This is a genomic window from Streptomyces sp. NPDC005483, from assembly GCF_040606035.1.
GTDB lineage: Bacteria > Actinomycetota > Actinomycetes > Streptomycetales > Streptomycetaceae > Streptomyces.
Genome location: NZ_JBEXEA010000025.1, coordinates 1 through 17,283, shown reverse-complemented (window position 1 = coordinate 17,283; position 17,283 = coordinate 1). Strand labels below are relative to the sequence as shown.

16 protein-coding genes are annotated in these 17,283 nt (G+C 66.7%); 3 read left to right on the top strand and 13 right to left on the bottom strand.

Annotated features, from left to right (window positions below):
* Nucleotides 1-20: 20 nt before the first annotated feature.
* Nucleotides 21-902, bottom strand: a complete 882-nt coding sequence (gene ligD / locus ABZT06_RS35935; protein ID WP_355750875.1) for a non-homologous end-joining DNA ligase — start codon at nt 900-902, stop codon at nt 21-23.
* 61 nt (nt 903-963) lie between these two features.
* Here ligD and ABZT06_RS35930 point away from each other — a divergent pair, with 61 nt between their 5' ends.
* The gene (locus tag ABZT06_RS35930) at nt 964-1,962 is read left to right on the top strand and encodes a Ku protein (protein ID WP_355750872.1); all 999 of its coding nucleotides are present in this window, start codon (nt 964-966) and stop codon (nt 1,960-1,962) included.
* 51 nt (nt 1,963-2,013) lie between these two features.
* On the opposite strand, the gene ABZT06_RS35925 is transcribed toward ABZT06_RS35930, so the two are convergent.
* The 11 genes from ABZT06_RS35925 to ABZT06_RS35875 form a co-directional block, all read right to left on the bottom strand.
* The gene (locus ABZT06_RS35925) at nt 2,014-2,520 is read right to left on the bottom strand and encodes a peptidylprolyl isomerase (RefSeq protein WP_355751149.1); all 507 of its coding nucleotides are present in this window, start codon (nt 2,518-2,520) and stop codon (nt 2,014-2,016) included.
* 47 nt (nt 2,521-2,567) lie between these two features.
* Complete coding sequence (locus ABZT06_RS35920) at nt 2,568-2,966, bottom strand: hypothetical protein (protein ID WP_355750869.1); 399 nt, start codon at nt 2,964-2,966, stop codon at nt 2,568-2,570.
* Between the two features lie 8 nt (nt 2,967-2,974).
* Nucleotides 2,975-3,487, bottom strand: coding sequence for a SigE family RNA polymerase sigma factor (locus ABZT06_RS35915; protein ID WP_355750866.1), 513 nt, complete (start codon nt 3,485-3,487; stop codon nt 2,975-2,977).
* Between the two features lie 184 nt (nt 3,488-3,671).
* Nucleotides 3,672-4,022, bottom strand: a complete 351-nt coding sequence (locus ABZT06_RS35910) for a hypothetical protein (protein ID WP_355750863.1) — start codon at nt 4,020-4,022, stop codon at nt 3,672-3,674.
* A 439-nt stretch (nt 4,023-4,461) separates the two neighbouring features.
* Nucleotides 4,462-5,535, bottom strand: a complete 1,074-nt coding sequence (locus ABZT06_RS35905; RefSeq protein ID WP_355750860.1) for an acyltransferase family protein — start codon at nt 5,533-5,535, stop codon at nt 4,462-4,464.
* Between the two features lie 161 nt (nt 5,536-5,696).
* Nucleotides 5,697-6,587, bottom strand: a complete 891-nt coding sequence (locus ABZT06_RS35900) for an SDR family oxidoreductase (RefSeq protein ID WP_355750857.1) — start codon at nt 6,585-6,587, stop codon at nt 5,697-5,699.
* A 203-nt stretch (nt 6,588-6,790) separates the two neighbouring features.
* Nucleotides 6,791-7,456, bottom strand: coding sequence for a hypothetical protein (locus tag ABZT06_RS35895; protein ID WP_355751146.1), 666 nt, complete (start codon nt 7,454-7,456; stop codon nt 6,791-6,793).
* 471 nt (nt 7,457-7,927) lie between these two features.
* Nucleotides 7,928-8,956: an NUDIX hydrolase gene (locus ABZT06_RS35890; RefSeq protein ID WP_355750854.1), complete on the bottom strand. Its 1,029-nt coding sequence runs from the start codon at nt 8,954-8,956 to the stop codon at nt 7,928-7,930.
* Between the two features lie 16 nt (nt 8,957-8,972).
* A complete protein-coding gene (locus ABZT06_RS35885; protein WP_355750851.1) occupies nt 8,973-9,902 on the bottom strand; it encodes a hypothetical protein in 930 nt (309 codons plus the stop codon).
* 629 nt (nt 9,903-10,531) lie between these two features.
* On the bottom strand, nt 10,532-11,041 hold the full coding sequence (locus ABZT06_RS35880) for a hypothetical protein (protein ID WP_355750848.1): 510 nt from the start codon (nt 11,039-11,041) through the stop codon (nt 10,532-10,534).
* Between the two features lie 111 nt (nt 11,042-11,152).
* Nucleotides 11,153-11,617: a hypothetical protein gene (locus ABZT06_RS35875; RefSeq protein ID WP_355750845.1), complete on the bottom strand. Its 465-nt coding sequence runs from the start codon at nt 11,615-11,617 to the stop codon at nt 11,153-11,155.
* Nucleotides 11,618-12,503: 886 nt separating this feature from the next.
* Here ABZT06_RS35875 and ABZT06_RS35870 point away from each other — a divergent pair.
* Complete coding sequence (locus tag ABZT06_RS35870; RefSeq protein WP_355750842.1) at nt 12,504-14,102, top strand: DUF4041 domain-containing protein; 1,599 nt, start codon at nt 12,504-12,506, stop codon at nt 14,100-14,102.
* A 1,059-nt stretch (nt 14,103-15,161) separates the two neighbouring features.
* Nucleotides 15,162-16,550, top strand: coding sequence for a restriction endonuclease (locus tag ABZT06_RS35865; protein ID WP_355750839.1), 1,389 nt, complete (start codon nt 15,162-15,164; stop codon nt 16,548-16,550).
* Between the two features lie 263 nt (nt 16,551-16,813).
* Here the strand turns inward: ABZT06_RS35865 and ABZT06_RS35860 are convergent.
* On the bottom strand, nt 16,814-17,283 hold a 470-nt coding region (locus ABZT06_RS35860; RefSeq protein WP_355750836.1), incomplete at its 5' end, for a restriction endonuclease.

The window sequence follows — 17,283 nt, the reverse complement described above, 5'->3', positions numbered from 1 at the left end:
CGAGGCACCCCATAGGCGCCTTACGGCAACGGTGTCGCCCGTTCCCCGTCCAGAAGCGGTTCCAGCAGATCGCCGTGGTCCTCCAGGCGTGGGCCCATGTCCGTCGCCTGGAAGTCCAGCTGCGCGGGTGCCGTGCACTCCTCGACCTCCGCCCAGGTCACCGGCGCCGACACCAGCGGCCGCGCCCGGGCCCGCAGGGTGTAGGGCGTGGCCGTCGTCTTACGGGCGGCGTTCTGGTTCCAGTCCACGAACACCTTTCCGGGGCGCAGGTTGCGGGTCATCCGGTGCAGGGCCAGCCGGGGCATCGCCCGCTCCGCCTCCACGGCGAGCCGCTTGGCGTACTCCGACACCTGGTCGGGTGACGCCCCCCGCACCGCCGCCAGCAGATGCAGTCCCTTCGAACCGGCGGTCTTCGGGTACGCCTCGATTCCGTCCACCGCCAGCCGCTCCCTGAGCCAGAGCGCGACCTCGCAGCACTCGACGATCGTCGCGGGCGCGCCCGGGTCGAGGTCGAGGACCAGGCGGTCCGCCTCGTCGGGGGTGCCGATCGGCCACTGATGGGTGTGGAACTCGGTGACCAGGTTGGCGGCCCACATCAGACTCGCGAGGTCCTGCACGAGCACCATCCGGGCCGGACCCTCCGAGCGGGGCACCTCGGCGGTGGTGACCCAGTCGGGCGTACCCGGCGGAACGTTCTTGGCGAAGAACACCTGACCGTCGGGTCCGTCCGGATAGCGCAGGAAGGAGACGGGACGGTCACGCAGATGGGGGAGCAGCACCTCGGCCGTCGTGGCGTAGTAGTGCAGCAGCTCGCCCTTGGTGAAGCCCGTGGCCGGATACAGCACCTTCTCCAGATTGCTGAGCGCGAGCCGTCGCCCCTCCACCTCAGTGATCGGCGTCATACGATGAGAATCTCATGCATACCTGGCGATACGGTGTAAAACCCCAGAAAGGGTGCTGCTGGTGAGATCCATATGGAACGGTGCCATCTCGTTCGGCCTGGTCAGCATCCCGATCAAGCTGGTCAACGCCACCGAGAGCCACTCGATCTCCTTCCGCCAGATCCACACCGAGGACGGCGGCCGGGTCCGTTACCGCAAGGTCTGCGAACTGGAGGACCGGGAGATCAGTCAGGCGGAGATCGGCAAGGGGTACGAGGACGCGGACGGCACGATCATCCCGATCACCGACGAGGATCTGTCCCATCTGCCGCTCCCGACGGCCAAGACCATCGAGATCGTCGCCTTCGTGCCGGCCGACCGGATCGACCCCCTCCAGATGGACGCGTCGTACTACCTCCAGGCGGGCGGCGCTCCCGCGGCCAAGCCGTACACCCTGCTCAGGGAGGCGCTGAAGCGCAGCAACAAGGTGGCCATCGCCAAGTACGCGCTGCGCGGCCGCGAACGCCTTGGCATGCTCCGGGTGGTCGAGGACGCCATCGCCCTGCACGGGCTGCTGTGGCCGGACGAGGTCCGCGCGCCCGAGGGCCTCGCCCCCGACACCAAGGTCACCATCAGTGACAAGGAACTCGACCTCGCCGACGCCCTGATGGACACCCTCGGCGAGATCGACCTCGACGAACTGCACGACGAGTACCGCGAGGCCCTGGAGGAGGTCGTCGCCGCGAAGGCCGCGGGCGAGGCACCCCCGGAGGCCCCGGAGCAGGCCCGCGCCGGCAAGGTCCTCGATCTGATGGCCGCGCTGGAGAAGAGCGTGCGGGAGGCGAAGGAGTCGCGGGGCGAGGAGCCCGCGGAGGTCAGGCAGCTGCCCCAGCGCAAGTCGGCGCGCGCGGCGCCGAAGCAGACGGGCGGCAAGAAGTCGACGGCCAAGAGCACCACGGCGACGAAGAAGACGGCCGCCGCGAAGAAGACGGCGAAGTCGTCACAGGGGACGAAGAAGACCGCGTCGGCCAAGAAGGCGACGACCGCGAAGAAGACGGCGGCCCGCAAACGGTCCGCGTGACCCGCGCACTGCCGACGGCACCGCGCAGGTCGCGTCAGTATCCCGGCGAGGTCAGTCGACGGCCTTCGCGGACTCGATGATCACCGGCTGCTTCGGCACGTCACCGTGACCGCGGCTGCTGCCGGTCGGTACGCCCTTGATCTGGTCCACGACGTCCTGGCCCTCGACGACCTTGCCGAAGACCGTGTAACCCCAGCCGTTCGGGCTCTTGGCCGTGAAGTTGAGGAACTCGTTGTCGGAGACGTTGATGAAGAACTGGGCGGTCGCCGAGTGCGGGTCGCTGGTGCGCGCCATCGCCACGGTGTACATGGTGTTCTTCAGCCCGTTGTCGGCCTCGTTCGGGACCGGCGCGAGCGTGGGCTTCTGCACCATGTCCGGGGTGAAGCCACCGCCCTGGACCATGAAGCCGTTGATCACCCGGTGGAAGATCGTGCCGTCGTAGTGCCCGTTGCCGACGTACTTCAGGAAGTTCTCGACGGTCTGGGGCGCCTCGGCGTCGGCGAGCTCGAGGACGATACGGCCGAAATTAGTGGTCAGCTCGACCCTGGACATGGGAATCGTCCCTTTCTGGTGGGGCATGACCGAAGCATCTTGTCACACGGCCTTCAGGGCGCGAGCGACGGCCGGGGCGCGGTGCCGGCCGCGGTGCCGGTCGGAGTCGTGCCCGCCGGTGTCGGAACGGCTTCCGGCTCGGAAGGTACCGCCGAAGGCCGTCCCGGAGCCGGACTCTCAGTGCTCGGGGCCGGGGGACTGCTCGCCGGGGCCAGCGGCACCGAGGAGCGGTCGGGCTCCGTACCGGGCAGCGCGGCCACGACCCCGGCCGTGAGGGCGGCGGCCACGAGCGCTCCCACGGCACCCGAGACCACCGTACGACGGCGTCGGATGCGTCGCCCGCCGGCAACGGCCGCGTCGGTGACACTGGGCAGGGCCGGTTCCCGCGAGCCGTCGAGGATGGCCTCGAGGGCGCCCCGCAAGTGATCACCTTCGTCGTGGGTGTCGTACATCTCCCGTCTCACCTCCCGCTCGTCTCGCCCGCCAGGCCCTCGACGAGCCCGCGCAGCCGGACGAGACCGCGGGCGCTCTGGCTCTTGACCGTGCCCGGCGTCACGCGCAGCGCCTCGGCGGTCTGCTCCACACTCCAGTCCTCCCAGAACCGCAGTACCAGGACCGCCCGGTAGCGGGGCGGCAGTTCCATCAGCGCGGCCTGCATCACCAGCCGCAGCTCGGGGTTGTCCGGCGGCTCGACGGACACCGGCTCCGGCAGCTCCTCCGTCGGCTCCTCCCGCCAACTCCGCTTGCGGTACTGGTCGATGAAGGCGCGGGTGAGGATCGTACGGGCGTACGCCTCCACGTTGCCGTCGCGGCGGACGCGGCCCCAGGAGGCGTACAGCTTCATCAGGGTCGTCTGGGTGAGGTCCTGGGCCTGGTGCCAGTCCCCGCACAGCAGATACGCGCTGCGTCTGAGCTGCCCCTGCCGGGCTTCGGCGAACTCCCGGAACTCCCGCTCCCGGACTGCTTCCCGCACCCGCCCCGACCCTCCGCCGAACCGATCCCACCCGTCCTACAGAGGTACGGCCACACGCTCCGCGAGGTTGCACGCCCACGGAAGAAAAGTTTCCGGGCCGGTGCGTGCAACCCGCCCCGGCCGGTGCCGCGTACTCCTCTCACGCAAACCGACCCCACGACAGAGGAGTTGTCTTGACGAACCGTCATGGCATCCGAACCACCCGCCGTCTCCTGCTCGGCGTCCTCGCGGGAAGCGCCGTCGCCGTGGCGGGCTGGGCCGCCGTCGCGGGCGCCGCGACCGGCTCCGCCACACCGACGCCGACTTCGGTGCCGTCCGTGGCACCCTCGCCGGTGCCGTCCGTGGCGCCATCCGCGGTGCCGTCGCCCGTGCCGTCCGAGGGGCCGTCCGAGCCGAGCCCGGTCCCGTCCGCGCCGACGAGGGTGCCGAGCCCGGTGCCCTCCGCCCCGGGGAACGCGCCGAGCCCGGTGCCGACGGTCGTGCCGCACGAACGGCCCGCGACCGCCCCGAGCCCCGCCCCGGCGGAGCCGACCACGGTGCCGCGTCCGGTGCCGTCGGTCGCCGGGAGGACGTCGAAATAGGCGCGCCGGGACGGGACGGTGTCCGGGCGGCCGGTCCGTCGTGGGTGGTGCGGTGCGGTGCCGTGCCGGGTCGGTGGCCGTCGGTGGCTCCGGGGGAGCCGATGACCGTGCCGGGCTCGGGAGGGTGGCTTCCCGCGGTCGCCGGGGAGGGCGTCGAGGTGGGCTGGGCAGCGGAGGGCTCCGGAGGGGACGGTGTCCGGGCGGCCGGTCCGTCGTGGGTGGTGCGGTGCGGTGCCGTGCCGGGTCGGTGGCCGTCGGTGGCTCCGGGGGAGCGGACGACCGTGCCGGGCTCGGGAGGGTGGCTTCCCGCGGTCGCCGGGGAGGGTATCGAGGTGGGCCGGACAGCTGGCCGCCCCCGGCGGGACGGCGGCCGAGCCGCCGTCCCGACTTCCCTCAAGGGGCGGCCGGTCGGGCCGCTTCCCGCCGGAAGGCCCACCGCATCTCCGGTTCCACCACACACCGCAGCGCGCGCCGCACCGGCGGGGTGCACAGCGCGGTCACGACGGCGGCGGCGACGAGGGCGACCGTGGCCGTGCCGAGCGGTGAGTGGACCCAGGCGGTCCCGTACCAGCCCCAGAACCGGGCGCCCTGGACGAGGAAGCCGTGCAGCAGATAGCCGTACAGGGTGCCCGCGCCCAGCACGGTGAACCAGGTCCGCCGCCCGGGCACCAGCGCGAGGAAGCACCCGACCAGGACCAGCGAACACCCGAAGGCGACCAGCGTCATCACCGGCCCCGCCCAGGCGGGCGCCCCCAGCTCCTGCGCGCTGTCCCGGTGGTAGAACCAGGCCGCGCTCATCCGCGGCGCCACCCAGTAGGCCGCCACCAGCGCGACCGCGAACACCGGCCCGGCGAGCATCCGCACCGCCCGCCGGCGCACCAGCCGGAAGTGCTCCGGCTTCAGGCACAGACCCAGCACGAAGTACGGCAGGAACTGCAGGACACGCTGGAGGTCGAGGTCGTCGCCGATGGACGGCGTGAGGGTCGCGAGCATCGCCACGGCGAGGGCGACCGACACCGGCTGACGTATCCGCTTCCACAGGGGGGCGGTCAGCCGCCACACGAACAACGCCACCAGGAACCACGTCAGATACAGCGGATCCAGCAGACTCACCGGCCGGTCCGGCACCTGGTCCGTCCACCGCGTGAAGAACGTGTACGCCGTCTCGAACACGACGTACGGCACGACGAGCCCGGTCACCAGCCGCCGCAGCCGCCCCGGACTCGCGTCGAAGTTCCGCGAGAAGTAGCCGGAGACCACGATGAACGCCGGCATGTGAAAGGCGTACACGAGCAGGTACAGCGCCGAAACGCCCCGACTCCCGTCCCGCAACGGCTCCCACGCGTGCCCCACCGCGACCAGCACGATCGCCAGGTATTTGGCGTTGTCGAAGAAGGCGTCGCGCTCCGCGGGTCGCTGCGCTGCGGGTCTTTCCCGAGGGGCGACCGTGACAAGTTGCTCGTGCATCCCGGGCGCCTCACCACTTCGGAAGCGGCTCAAACTCCGTACGTACGTGCTAGCTGCCCCCCAGCTCGTGGAGAGTGTCCCAGAGCCCTCACGGGCTCAACCGTCGCTCCAGCTCAGGGCGACCCAGCGGCCTACGGCTCCCCGGGACGCGGCGCTGTGGCTCACGGCAGGGGCGTGCCGCCGGTCGCGTTGAGGATCTCCGCGGTGACGAAGCTCGCTTCCTGAGAGGCCAGGTAGACATACGCGGGGGCCAGCTCGGCGGGCTGGGCCGGCCGGCCCAGCGGGCTCTGCTTGCCGAACTCCACGGTGTCGGGCATCGTCGCGGGGATCAGCGGCGTCCACACCGGCCCCGGCGCGACCGCGTTGACGCGGACACCGCGCTCCGCGAGCATCTGGGCCAGTCCCTGGGTGAAGGTCACGATCGCGCCCTTCGTCATCGCGTAGTCCAGCAGGTGCGGACTGGGCTTGTACGCCTGCACCGACGTGGAGTTGATGACGCTGCCGCCCTCGGGGATGTGCGGCAGGGCGAACTTCGTCAGCCAGAACATCCCGTAGAGGTTGGTGCGCATGACCCGGTCGAACTGCTCGGTCGTGATGGCCTCGATGCCGTCCGGCTGCGACATCTGGAACGCCGCGTTGTTCACCAGTACGTCGATACGTCCGAACTCCGCGACCGCGCGCTCCACCAGTGCCCGGCAGTTGTCCTCCTCACGGATGTCACAGGAGACGGCGACCGCCTTGCGGCCGGCGTCCTCGACGAGCCGGGACGTCTCACGCGCGTCGTCCGCCTCCTCCGGCAGATGGGTGAACAGCACGTCGGCACCCTCCCGGGCGAAGGCCAGCGCCACCGCCCGCCCGATGCCGGAATCCCCGCCCGTGATGACGGTCTTGCGGCCCTCCAGCCGACCCGTACCGCGGTAGGACTCCTCGCCGTGGTCGGGCGGCGGGTCCATCGGCCCGGTCCAGCCCGGGTGCGGCTGGTCCTGCGCCGGAAACTCCGGGCGCGGGTGCTGCGTCGCGGGGTCCTGCTGGGTGTGCTGTTGCTCCGTCACGGCGGCCTCCTCAGCATCGGCGGGTCAGGACGAACGAGCGAGTTCCCGCCCAGCCCCACCCGAAAAGCCCCGACCACGACGGACGGGGTGATCTGGGCCCTGGGCAGAACGAGAGAGGCGGTGGAGTCCACGCGCGGCGGAGGGCACGCGAACGTGACTCCCTCCCGCCGGACCTGTCCGTCACTGTGCCCCTGCTGGCTGTCTCAGTCCCTCGGATAGCCGATCTCCGCTACGTCGTCCACGAGATCTGCGGGAGTGATCTCTGAGTTCAAGGCGTTGACCACCTCCGCGGTCAGCGGGCGCGATGAGAAGACGTGACGAACGGCTTCCAGGTCGACGGGGACTTCGTAGTAGTCCTCGGCCCACCCCTGGAACGCCTCCGGTGAGCGATCCACCAGCAGTTGGAAGAGGTACCCGGCACCGTCCGGATCCTCCGTTGCCCGGTGGGGAAAGTCGATCGTCCCCGTCTTCCAGCCGCCGTCTCCCGTCTCTCGCCACAGACACGCGGTGACGACAGGCATCCCGTCCTCATCAGAGAACGCGGGCTCTTCCACGCACGGCCGGAAGACATCGGGAACCTCATCGAGCACTCCGGGCCACGGGCCATCCGCCGTGTAAGGGCTCATGGGTGACTCGTGATCGAACCCACGGACGTAGGCGCCGAAGGCCGAGAAGACGATCGAGTACTCGTCGCCAGATCCGTTCCGCATCGAGGCCATCGACTCCGTCTCCGACCAGTGGTCGTCGAAGAAGTGGTACCGACCGACCCACTCAGGGCTCAGGACCGCATCCAGGACAGCCATGGAACGGCAGTGCTCACGGAGGACATCGATCCCGGGCAACTGCCGGGCAACATTTCGAACGGTCACCCACTCATCCAAGCGCACGCTTCTGACCCCACGGGTCGTGCCCGACGTGTGACAGCCCCGCCCAGAACGGCACACGCCTGCACATACGCCAAGACCCCGTCCTCAGCGAAAGCGCTGATGGCGGGGTCTTTGGGCACCTCATGCTGTGCCCCGGCAGGATTCGAACCTGCGCACACGGCTCCGGAGGCCCGTTGGGTCCTGGATAACGCTGGAGGTCGAGGCATTGCTCGCAGGGGATGGGACGAGACGAGTCCACGGATAGTCCACGGCCGACTGAGCACCGCCTTAGGACTTCGATCGGGCAGTTCTGCAGCCCGCAGTGCGTCTCCGCACCGAGGGCTCTGTCATCCTCACCGCACGTGCGAGGGAACTGCCAGGGCCACTCCCGGATCGCTGACGGTGCGGCACTGGTGGCTGTCGCGGGGTCCGTGGGGCCTTCCCATGGGCCCGGCGCCGTCTTCGGGGCGCGGGTCAGATCTCCAGGCTGAACTCGCGCCGCCGGTCCGAGATGGTGGTGAGGAAGCTTTGTGACGCGTCCAGGGAGTCCGCGCGAAGGGCCTCCTCCAGCGTCGTCCACCGGACCTCGTGGATCTCCTCCTCCTGTACGTCGGGACGCGCAGGAAAGTCTCCGACGCAGACCCATGCGTGGATCTTCCCGGGCCCTTCGTCCCTGGGGAGGCACCCGAGCGAGATCATCTCCCTCGTGTCCAAATCGATGCCCAGCTCTTCCCGCACCTCGCGGCGAGCGGTGTCCAAAGGCGTGTCGTCCCAGGACTCCATCTGGCCCCCGACGGGATGCCAGTACCCGGGATAGCGGCGAGTCCGCGCGAGCAGGATCCTTCCCGAATCGATCAGGAAGACGAAGGACGTCCATCGGTCGGATCCATTGGCCCGCTGCTCGTACGCGTGGTCGACGCTGGAGAGCGGAACGCCGGGATCCGTGATCGCGGCTCGTTCGTTGACCACGGCACTGCCTTTGGAGGGGCCGAGCACCCTTGAGGCGTTGCCGGCCACGTGCTCGGTGGCGACCAGGGTCACGGACCAGGAATCCCATACGGCTTCATGCGGGCCTGTCGTGGTGTGGAACCTCCCGGCAGGAATGTGGAGCGGACTCTCCTGCGGTGTGGCGTCCCATTCCGAGACCATGCGGACACTCAGGGACCTTCCTTCCGGCGAGAGAACGCTGACTCCTGTGCCGGGCGAGCTCTCAACGGTGAACGAGTCGTACCAGGCGGCCGTCGCGCCGTCATCCACGTCGTACATCGCGTGCCGGACACAGCCCACGACGGAACGCGTCAGCAAGTCCCAGCCGTGGCTGTGCACGATGAAGGGGTCCGAGTCCGTTCTCCGTTTTCCGGCGGGCGGCCACAGATGCACGCGGATGCCCCACTCCGGGAACGTGTCCAAAGGCAGGCGGAACACGAGGAATCCGTAGGGGTGCAGGTAGGAGGGTGCGTCGTCCAGGAACGTCCGCAGGTCCGGCCACCCTTGACGGGTCATCCACGAGCCGATCGCCTCACGCGTTGGCATAGGGGTTCACCGGCCTTCGGTACGCGTCCAGCGTCAGGTTCAGGAGTTCGTCGTCCGCCCCTTGGAGTATGTCTAGCAGGGAGAGGACTTCTCTAACGTCCGCGACGGAACCAGGGTCCAGCTCGGTGGCGGACCGGGGGAGAGGCAGCTCCGTGCTCTGGCGGTTGCTCAGCCGCATGTCCTCTTTGGTCGAGTCGTAGAAGGTCGAGCCAAGCGGGTATTTCAATGCGGCCGTGCCGGCCTTCTCGCGGGTCACGATCACGCAGGTGTCGGAAAGGTCGATCGTGAACGGTGAAACGGTGGACGCCAGGTACACCCGGCAGTTGAGCCGGGAGAACTGGTAACTCAGGAGCTGGAGTCTGATGATGGTCGCGGCGATCTCCGCCTGCGCGCGCCGCCGGGTCCAGTAGTCCCGCCGGTCGGGGTTCGCGTTCCTCCGGTACTCGGCGAAGAAGTCCATGAGTTCGACGTTGTCCGGATCGAGCACCTGCACGTTCACCGAGAGATAGTGTCCCTGTCTCTCGGCGCGCTGGAGAAGGGTAGGCAGGACCGCCGATCTGAAATACCGAGCCGTATGACCCCGGTAGTCCCAGGAGTTGGTGGCGCCTGCTGCCTTGTCCAGCTCGGCGGAGATTGATGGGGGGTCGGTGACCTGAACCTCCATCGGTCCCTGCCGCTTCAGACCGTAGAAGAACACCACGAGCAGGGAGACGCACAAAGAGGCCACCGCGGCCCCGGTGAGCGAGTCGACGATCGAGATGATCGTGTCGCTGAGACTCATCTTGGTCGCCCCGCCCAGGTGCGGCAACGCGAACAGCCTGATGACGATCAGCAGCGCAGCGCCCAGACCGAGCGAGGAGAGGTACAGCTTCGTGTTCACGCCCGCAGGTCCGTCACTTCTCCCGGTGTCGTCCATCAGCAACCCTCCAAGTGTTCAGTGCCCGCCTCGGCCGCACGCCACCAAGCTCCGCAGCCGAGGCGAGCATCGCTTCGTTCGGCATCATGTTGAAGGCACTGGTGGAGCTGGCGCAAAGCGTCCATGCACGTCCAACTGCAGGTCGGGGCCTACCACTTGGCGCGCGGTTCCTACTCATTTTTGAGCCACGCCGACGCGCTAATCAGGCTCAATGCGCCGTCTTGACTCCAAACGTGGTTAATCAAGGCTGCAACTAATCTCACAAGCCTCGGATGAAGTGCAGCATAATTACCCAAATGGGCCATTGATTCTTTACTAACGCTTTAGCTAGCCGGGCCGGAGAACGGCACGAGACCCAACCGGTTGGGCTTCGTTGACGCCCGCGAGAGACCTGTCAGCGCCGACCGCGCACCATCGCCGCGGGCCGACAGATGCACGCTTTCCAACTGTGGTGGTGGGGCGGTGAGCGTCGTTCGGGACGGTTCACCTGGGTTCATGGGCGGTTGGTCACCGGCGCAGGTATGGCTCCGAGTCGTGCCTGAACGGCCGTGAACAGTGGTGAATGAGACGGAAACTGAGACGGACGACCACCCCAGGTTGCCTGGTCACGGTGCACCGATGCCGCACCTTCATGCTCGCTGCATTCGCCACGGCTCGACGTGATGGCACCTCTCCCGCTGGGTGTATCCGCCGGGAACGCCTGCGCTGACAGAACTCCAGAAGGGCTCGGCCTCGCGGAAGTGCCCGCCACCTGTGTGCCACTGAACTCCGGGGTAGGCGCGGCGCAGGGACCGGAGTGCGGCTGAGGCGAGGCCGCAGCGCTTGTAACCCTCACAGGAGTGGGGTGATTCCACCCAGCCGATCGCGCATAGATCGCAGACCACGTACTCGACCTCGAAGGCCAGGTCAGATCTGAAGTACGCCGCTCGGATGCGCCAACCGGTCCGCTCGTAGTGCCCGGCGGGCCTGTCGACCCACGGCCTTGGCGGGGTGGTGCTCCGCTCGAAGCGGTACGACTCGGGGTATGCCCATCGGCGTAGCCGGTCGCGCCAGGTCGGCTTGTCCGGCCACTCCCGCACCCAGTGCACGTGGTCGGCGAGCCGCGCCAGGACACGGACGGCCGTTGCCTCCTCTGCCATGGGCTCTCCTCTCGTGTCTATCGAGCTTCTGGAGCTGTCGGCGGGCTTGGCCAGTCGAGGAAGCCTTGGCCGGCGAGAAAATCAGCTGATCGTTTCTGGCCCACACAGGCATCAACCCGTGGTCAGGTCAGCTCGCATGGCCCCACGGAGGGAATCGAGTGCCGCGCTGACCGCGCTCATTGTTGTAGGCCAGTCGGGGTCTGCGCTTATGTCGGGCCCGTCGAAGCGGTCTCGTAGGTCTCGGACGCGCATGAACGCCTGGTCGGCCGCGTCACCGAGTGGCGCAGGAGCGATGATCAGCATTTGGTAGCGGAGGTGGTAGGCGTTGGTCGATCCCAGGATTTCGCCGGCCTGCTCCATGCGTTCCTCTCTGGTGAGGCCGGTACTGCGCTTCAGATCTCGGAGGCGGTGCGTAGTGAGCGAGAGTGCGCCGAGGTATTCGGCGTAGAGCTGCTGCCTGACGGCCTGTTCGCGGGCTGTGCTCTCGCGTTGCCACCGCGAGCGTTCGGCGATGAGGGTGGTACCGACACCCAAAATCGCGCCAAGCGCTGTACCTGCCAAAGTCCCCCAGTCCACGGTCTGAATGGTAGGGGCAGGGGACACCACGGCCCAGAGGGCGTGATCTGGTGATCGATTTGAGCCCTCAGCTGGGAAGCTGCGGGCATTTGCAGCCGATTCGAGCGTTGACCTGGGCGAATAGGTGCTGCGTGGCCTCGTCGGGCTCGACTGCTTTCACTGTGATTCCCCGCTGGTCCCCGCTCGATCTGGTGCGGTTGTGGCGCGGCGTCCTGAGCGCTGCCGTACAGATGCGATCGTCAGAGAAGGCGCTACTCCCAGCACCACGGCTCCCAACGGCCGGTTGGAGCCACCACGTTCCCGACCGCGCGTTGACGATCACTTGTTGACCTCGGCGATGCACTTGGTCCCCGGGCATGAGCAGCAGAGGACGCTCCAGCTCGTAAATGGGCCTCGAAGCCGTAGCCGGTCCGGCACAGCTCCACCATGTCGTCCTCGGAGGAGTACGCCCCGGTGTGGTGGATCATCACCCCGTTCACGGGCCCCAGTTGCCGTGATGGTCGCGGTTGTGGGTGCGCCAGGATCCGTGTTCGACAACGCCGAGTCGTTCTTGAGATCGGACAGGCACTTGTCCGCGGACAGAGGGGTGGCCATCCTCGCTTCACCTTCACCCGGTGCGTCAGGGGCGGTCGGCCGTGCCCGGGGTCGCCGGACCGGTCCCTCGAGGACGAAGTGCCGGCGGAGGGTCGCCCTGACAGAGGCCGGAGTTGAACGGCTCCCTGCGGCTTACCCACCTCGTCAGATCCGCTGCCACGAGGGCCAAAAACAGGAGATGCCAGGACGAAGGTCCACAAGGCCGAGTACGTTCGACTCGGCCCGCTGGCTGCCGGACGGCATCGGGGTTACACCGGCCGTCTCTCGCCCTCGCGACAGGAGTCGTTGCCGCATGACCTACCGGTTCAACCCGCCGCCCACCTGGCCCGCCCCGCCGGAGGGGTGGAGCCCGCCACCGGGCTGGGAACCGGACCCCGCATGGCCCACACCCCCAGGCTGGCAGATCTGGATCCCGGAAGGGGACGCGCCGCAGCCGAGCGCACCCGTTCCTCAGCAGTCCCCCTACGGTCCCCAGGCGACGGTCCCGGCCACAGGTGGGGGCCTGTTCGGCCGACGCCGTAAGCAAGCGGAGTCCGAGGCGGCGCGTCTGGCGGGCGAGCTGGCGCTGATGGAAACACAGGTACTCGGACTACAGGAGGACAACCGTCACCTGACGGAGCAATTGAGTCGGGTCATCGGAGCCGACAGCGCGCAGATCGCTGCCGAGCAGCAGCGGCTGCGCCGCGCGCACGAGGAGAAGCTCCAAGAGATCGGACGGATCGACGCTCTGCTCGACGAGAAGATAGAGCACGCCGCCGAGAGCGCCGCGCAGTCCCTGGTCGACGTGCGCCGCCAAGCCGACGACATGGCTCGCCAGACGGCGGAGGCTGAACAGCGTCTCACGGCCGCGCGCCGGGATCTGGTGCTCACCGACGAGATGCGGATGCTGCAGGAAGCCGGCATCTACGAGTACCGTCATCCGCTCGCCGACGCGCTCGCCTACAAGGGCCGGCTCGACGGTCTCAAGGCGCGCTACAAGCAGTTGGCGAAGGACGACCGGGCCGTGCTCGGAAACCAGTACTGGATGGTGGACGGTTCAGCGGCCAAGGGTCGCAAGATGGTCCGTGACTTCTCCAAGCTGATGCTGCGCGCGTACAACGCCGAAGCGGACAACGCGGTGCGCGGCATGAAGCCGCACCGGCTCGACTCGCTGATCGACCGGCTCGGCAAGACACGGGAGTCAATCGCCCGGCTCGGCGCCACCATGCAGATCCGCATCGGCGATGACTACCACCTGCTGCGGGTGCAGGAGTTGGAGCTGACGGCCGACTACCTGGTGAGGAAGGAGACTGAGCGGGAGGAGCAGCGGGAGCTACGCGCCCAGCAGCGCGAGGAGGAGCGCCTGCAGCGCGAGATCGAGCGCGAGCGTCAGCGGCTGGAGAAGGAACGCAGTCACTACGAGAGCGCCCTGCGCCGCCTGCGCTCCGGCACCGGCGATGCGGCCTCCATCGCGGAACTCGAAGGGAAGCTCGCCGAGCTGGGCGCCGAACTGGAGGCGGTCGAGGCTCGCGAGGCCAACATCCGGGCCGGATACGTCTACGTCATCTCCAATGTCGGAGCGTTCGGCGAACGCATGGTCAAGATCGGTATGACCCGGCGCCTCGATCCCATGGACCGCGTCATCGAGCTCGGAGACGCGTCTGTTCCCTTCCGCTTCGACGTACACGCCCTGATCTTCAGTGAGGACGCCGTCGGCCTGGAACGCCGCCTGCACCAGGAGTTCGAGTCCCGCCGCGTCAACCGGGTCAACCTCCGCCGGGAGTTCTTCTACGTCACACCGGCAGAGGTACGCGACGCCCTGCAGCGGCTCGCCGGACAGCACCTCCTGGAGTTCCAGGACGCGCCCGAGGCCCCTGAATGGAGGGCCAGCCAGACCGCGGCTGGGCACTGACGACGGTGTGTCCAGACGGCAGGTGGCGCCATCCAGGCTGACCCAGGTGACCTTGGCGGTACTTCCCGCCGAGAGGCGAGCGGCCACATCTCCGGCTGGGGTGATCGCGAGCCACACGGACACCCACACCTCGCTGATGCCCCGGTCCGAGCGGGAGGCCGCCGACGTCTCCTGTCGCGCCGGCGCCCGCAAGGGCGGGGGCACGGCCGACAACTCCCCTGCACCAGAGGATCCTTTGGAGCCCGAGTCGAAGGCTCTGTACCTGGTAAAGCCCGACGCGAGCACGGAGGCCAGCGGGGACACATAGCGGGACAGAAAACCCCGTAATCAGGGCGTCGCCTAGCGTTACGCCCCTGCACACGCGAAAACAGTCCCCTCGAAGATCACTCCGAGGGGGCTGTTCGATGCTCCGTGACTGTTCAGACACCGTGCCCCCGGCAGGATTCGAACCTGCGACACCCGCTTTAGGAGTTCGAGCCCTCGGCCTACCTGGGGCCTTGGCGCCCTTGCTGGTCCTCTGCTCTTGACCGCTCAAGGCCGCTCGTGTGCGCCGCCGTTGATGTCAGCTGGTGATGTCGGGTTGGATGGCGTGATGGAGTGCGTTGAGGCAGAGCTGTTCACTGATGGCGGCGACGACGCTGTGGCTCGCCTGCCCGGTCGGAGGTTCCCGGGGGTGCTGATGCAGGGCGACTCTCTTCAGATCCTTCGTGGCGACCTGGCTGAAGTGGTGGAGGCGTGTGATCGCGCGACCTGGCTGAGTTCGGAACTCTGCCGGCCTCCTCTTGGCGGGCCTTGACACCCTGCTGACGCGCTACGCGGATGCATTGCAGAAGCACGAGATCCCCTGGCGTACTGAGTGGCGGGGTCTACGACCTCTTCGCTTGGTCGTCTCTATGACTGATGTCGCTTCCATCAGGGTCGCGTAAGGCTTGGACAGAGGGTGACTGCAAGCATTAGCGTCAAAGGCTCCTCCCTGAGCCTGGCATTGTGGAATCTCAACGTCAGGCTTGAAAGTCGCAGAGTCTGAAGTTTGTTTCATCGGGACGAGGGATCACAAAATTGACAGATAATGAGGCGTTGTGCGGTGAACTGACGCAAGGAACCGTTACCCGAGTGCTTTGGGAAAAGGTCTCGGGAGCTCAGTTGGAGGAACTGCTCTACGGGTTGCTGGATGCCATGGGGGCAAGTCGACTCGTCTGGCGAGCGGGCAGCGCGAGTGGGATCACCGCCACAGATGGTGGCCGAGATCTTGAGGCTGTTTTCGATCGTCCGAGCCCGGATGGTGAATTGGATCGTCAGATGTGGTGGGCAGAATGCAAAGGGAGATCAGGAACCGTTGAGCGAGGAGTAGTCCAGCAAGCTGTTCTGGACGCCAGTGCCCGAGCAGACATTGATGTTCTCGTAGTAGCTACGAACAGCAGGTTCAGTAACCCAACGCGTGACTGGGTAGATGAGCGCACACGGTCTTTCATTCGTCCAGTGGTAAGACTTTGGGATCGAGACCATCTCGATCGCCTCGTGCAACGCTACCCGACTGTAGCTGCACGGATTTTGCCGAATTCTCTGACCAATGAGGAACGTCTCCGCATGCTTGTCACGCGATTTCAGGAGTTGGGGGAGGAACCCACATCTGTTGATCTCGATTTTTTTTGGGAACGTCGAGAATGGATGAGCTCATTGGAATCAGGGCTGCTGTCTGAGGCAGTGGCGATGTTTCTCTATGTTGAGGGTGTTCAGATCCCACGCCAGCGTCCTTGGTGGCAAATTTTGTCAAAGCCTGATATTCCGCCAGCGCTGGTTACGGCTCTGATTAATCTGCCTAGTTGGCTAGGTAAGACGGACATGCCTCGGCCTCTAGATGGCATGCGGGTCTGGGCTGCTTCTGGGCGCATTCTTATTGCGTCACTGTTCCTCCTGCCGGAAAAAATTGCTCCCCAACTTACTTGCGGAATTTGGGACTTTGTTACTGGCGGCGAGGATGTTCGTGACGATCCGCAACAGATGCAAGCGTGGCGTCAATCTGTGCTAGTCCCAATCCTGGCGTTTGCTCGAAACGAACTGCTTGAACCGTGCTCGCAAGACTGTTCTCGCGTCTCTGCCGATAATCCACATGAGGTGGAGTCGCTTCGAACAAAGGATGTCTGGGACTTGCTGATGGCTGGTGAACACAAGGAAGCTGATTCATTTTTAGTGATCGAGTCGTTTGACGAGTCGTGCACCGTCGGTGTCGAGGTCTCGACCGGTTGTCCCCTTGTCGTCGCAAATGAATTGGATGCCGAGGAGATTGTGCTTTCGCTTCACCGAGTGCTGTCGTTTCGACATAAGAACCCTGATGGCGCTTCTAGCGGAAAGCTTCCGAGGACTAGCGGGGGAATGGTCGTTACAATGCTGGAAAATTATGGTATGGCATGGCGGTCCTCTCGAGTCTCAGAAAGTGAGGAAGAGTAGCGCTCTGCGGCCGCTTGGCCCCATCTCGGAGCCAGCCGAACAGTAAGGCCCGTGGAGTCTCAATGGGCAGGCAAAAGATGTCTTCTTGCCGTGGGTCTTATCGGGGATCTTGGTGACCTGTGTTTTCGCTGTTCAGGGGCGGTGGACTCGTGCGCCTGGTGGTCGTCGTTGGTCGTCGTTGGTCGTCATTGGCCACTGTCGAGCGACCTCGGACGGCCCAGGGACGGCCCAGCTCCTCGGTCTGAGTGGGCGGCCTGCCAGCCTCAGCGCGAGGGCCGCCTCTTCGGGGGGACCGGGCCCGGGATCACATCCTTGCCAAGGTGTTCCTTGATCAGGTACTTGAGTTCCGGCCCTTCGATGAGCTGGAGTCGGCCGTGTTGGCGGGCGAAGTCGTGGCTGGCCCTGCCGAACCACGATGTGGTGATCAGGACCCCTTTGGCGGCACGCTTGTGCTCGACCACTCCGGCGAGCGCTTGGACGGACTCAACGCCCACGAGCTTGCTGTAGCGCTTTGCCTGAATGATGCACTCACCGTTGAAGACGGGGTCCTTGCTGACGGCCACCGCGTCAACGCCCTCATCTTTGGAGGCTTGAGTGTTCCAGGCTTCCATGCCGATGGCCTCGAACAGTTGGCGAATTACTGACCTTTTCGGGTTGCGTTCGGGGGGTGACGTTGGGTGATTCCTGCGGTATGCCGGTGTTATGCGGTACGCGGATGGTGGGGGCCTGACTG

What these genes read in the sequence shown, in the direction of transcription:
- ligD (WP_355750875.1), bottom strand. Translation starts at nt 902, where the DNA reads ATGACGCCGATCACTGAGGTGGAGGGGCGACGGCTCGCGCTCAGCAAT.
- ABZT06_RS35920 (WP_355750869.1), bottom strand. Translation starts at nt 2,966, where the DNA reads ATGTACGACACCCACGACGAAGGTGATCACTTGCGGGGCGCCCTCGAG.
- ABZT06_RS35905 (WP_355750860.1), bottom strand. Translation starts at nt 5,535, where the DNA reads ATGCACGAGCAACTTGTCACGGTCGCCCCTCGGGAAAGACCCGCAGCG.
- ABZT06_RS35890 (WP_355750854.1), bottom strand. Translation starts at nt 8,956, where the DNA reads ATGACCCGTCAAGGGTGGCCGGACCTGCGGACGTTCCTGGACGACGCA.
- ABZT06_RS35885 (WP_355750851.1), bottom strand. Translation starts at nt 9,902, where the DNA reads ATGGACGACACCGGGAGAAGTGACGGACCTGCGGGCGTGAACACGAAG.
- ABZT06_RS35880 (WP_355750848.1), bottom strand. Translation starts at nt 11,041, where the DNA reads ATGGCAGAGGAGGCAACGGCCGTCCGTGTCCTGGCGCGGCTCGCCGAC.
- ABZT06_RS35870 (WP_355750842.1), top strand. Translation starts at nt 12,504, where the DNA reads ATGACCTACCGGTTCAACCCGCCGCCCACCTGGCCCGCCCCGCCGGAG.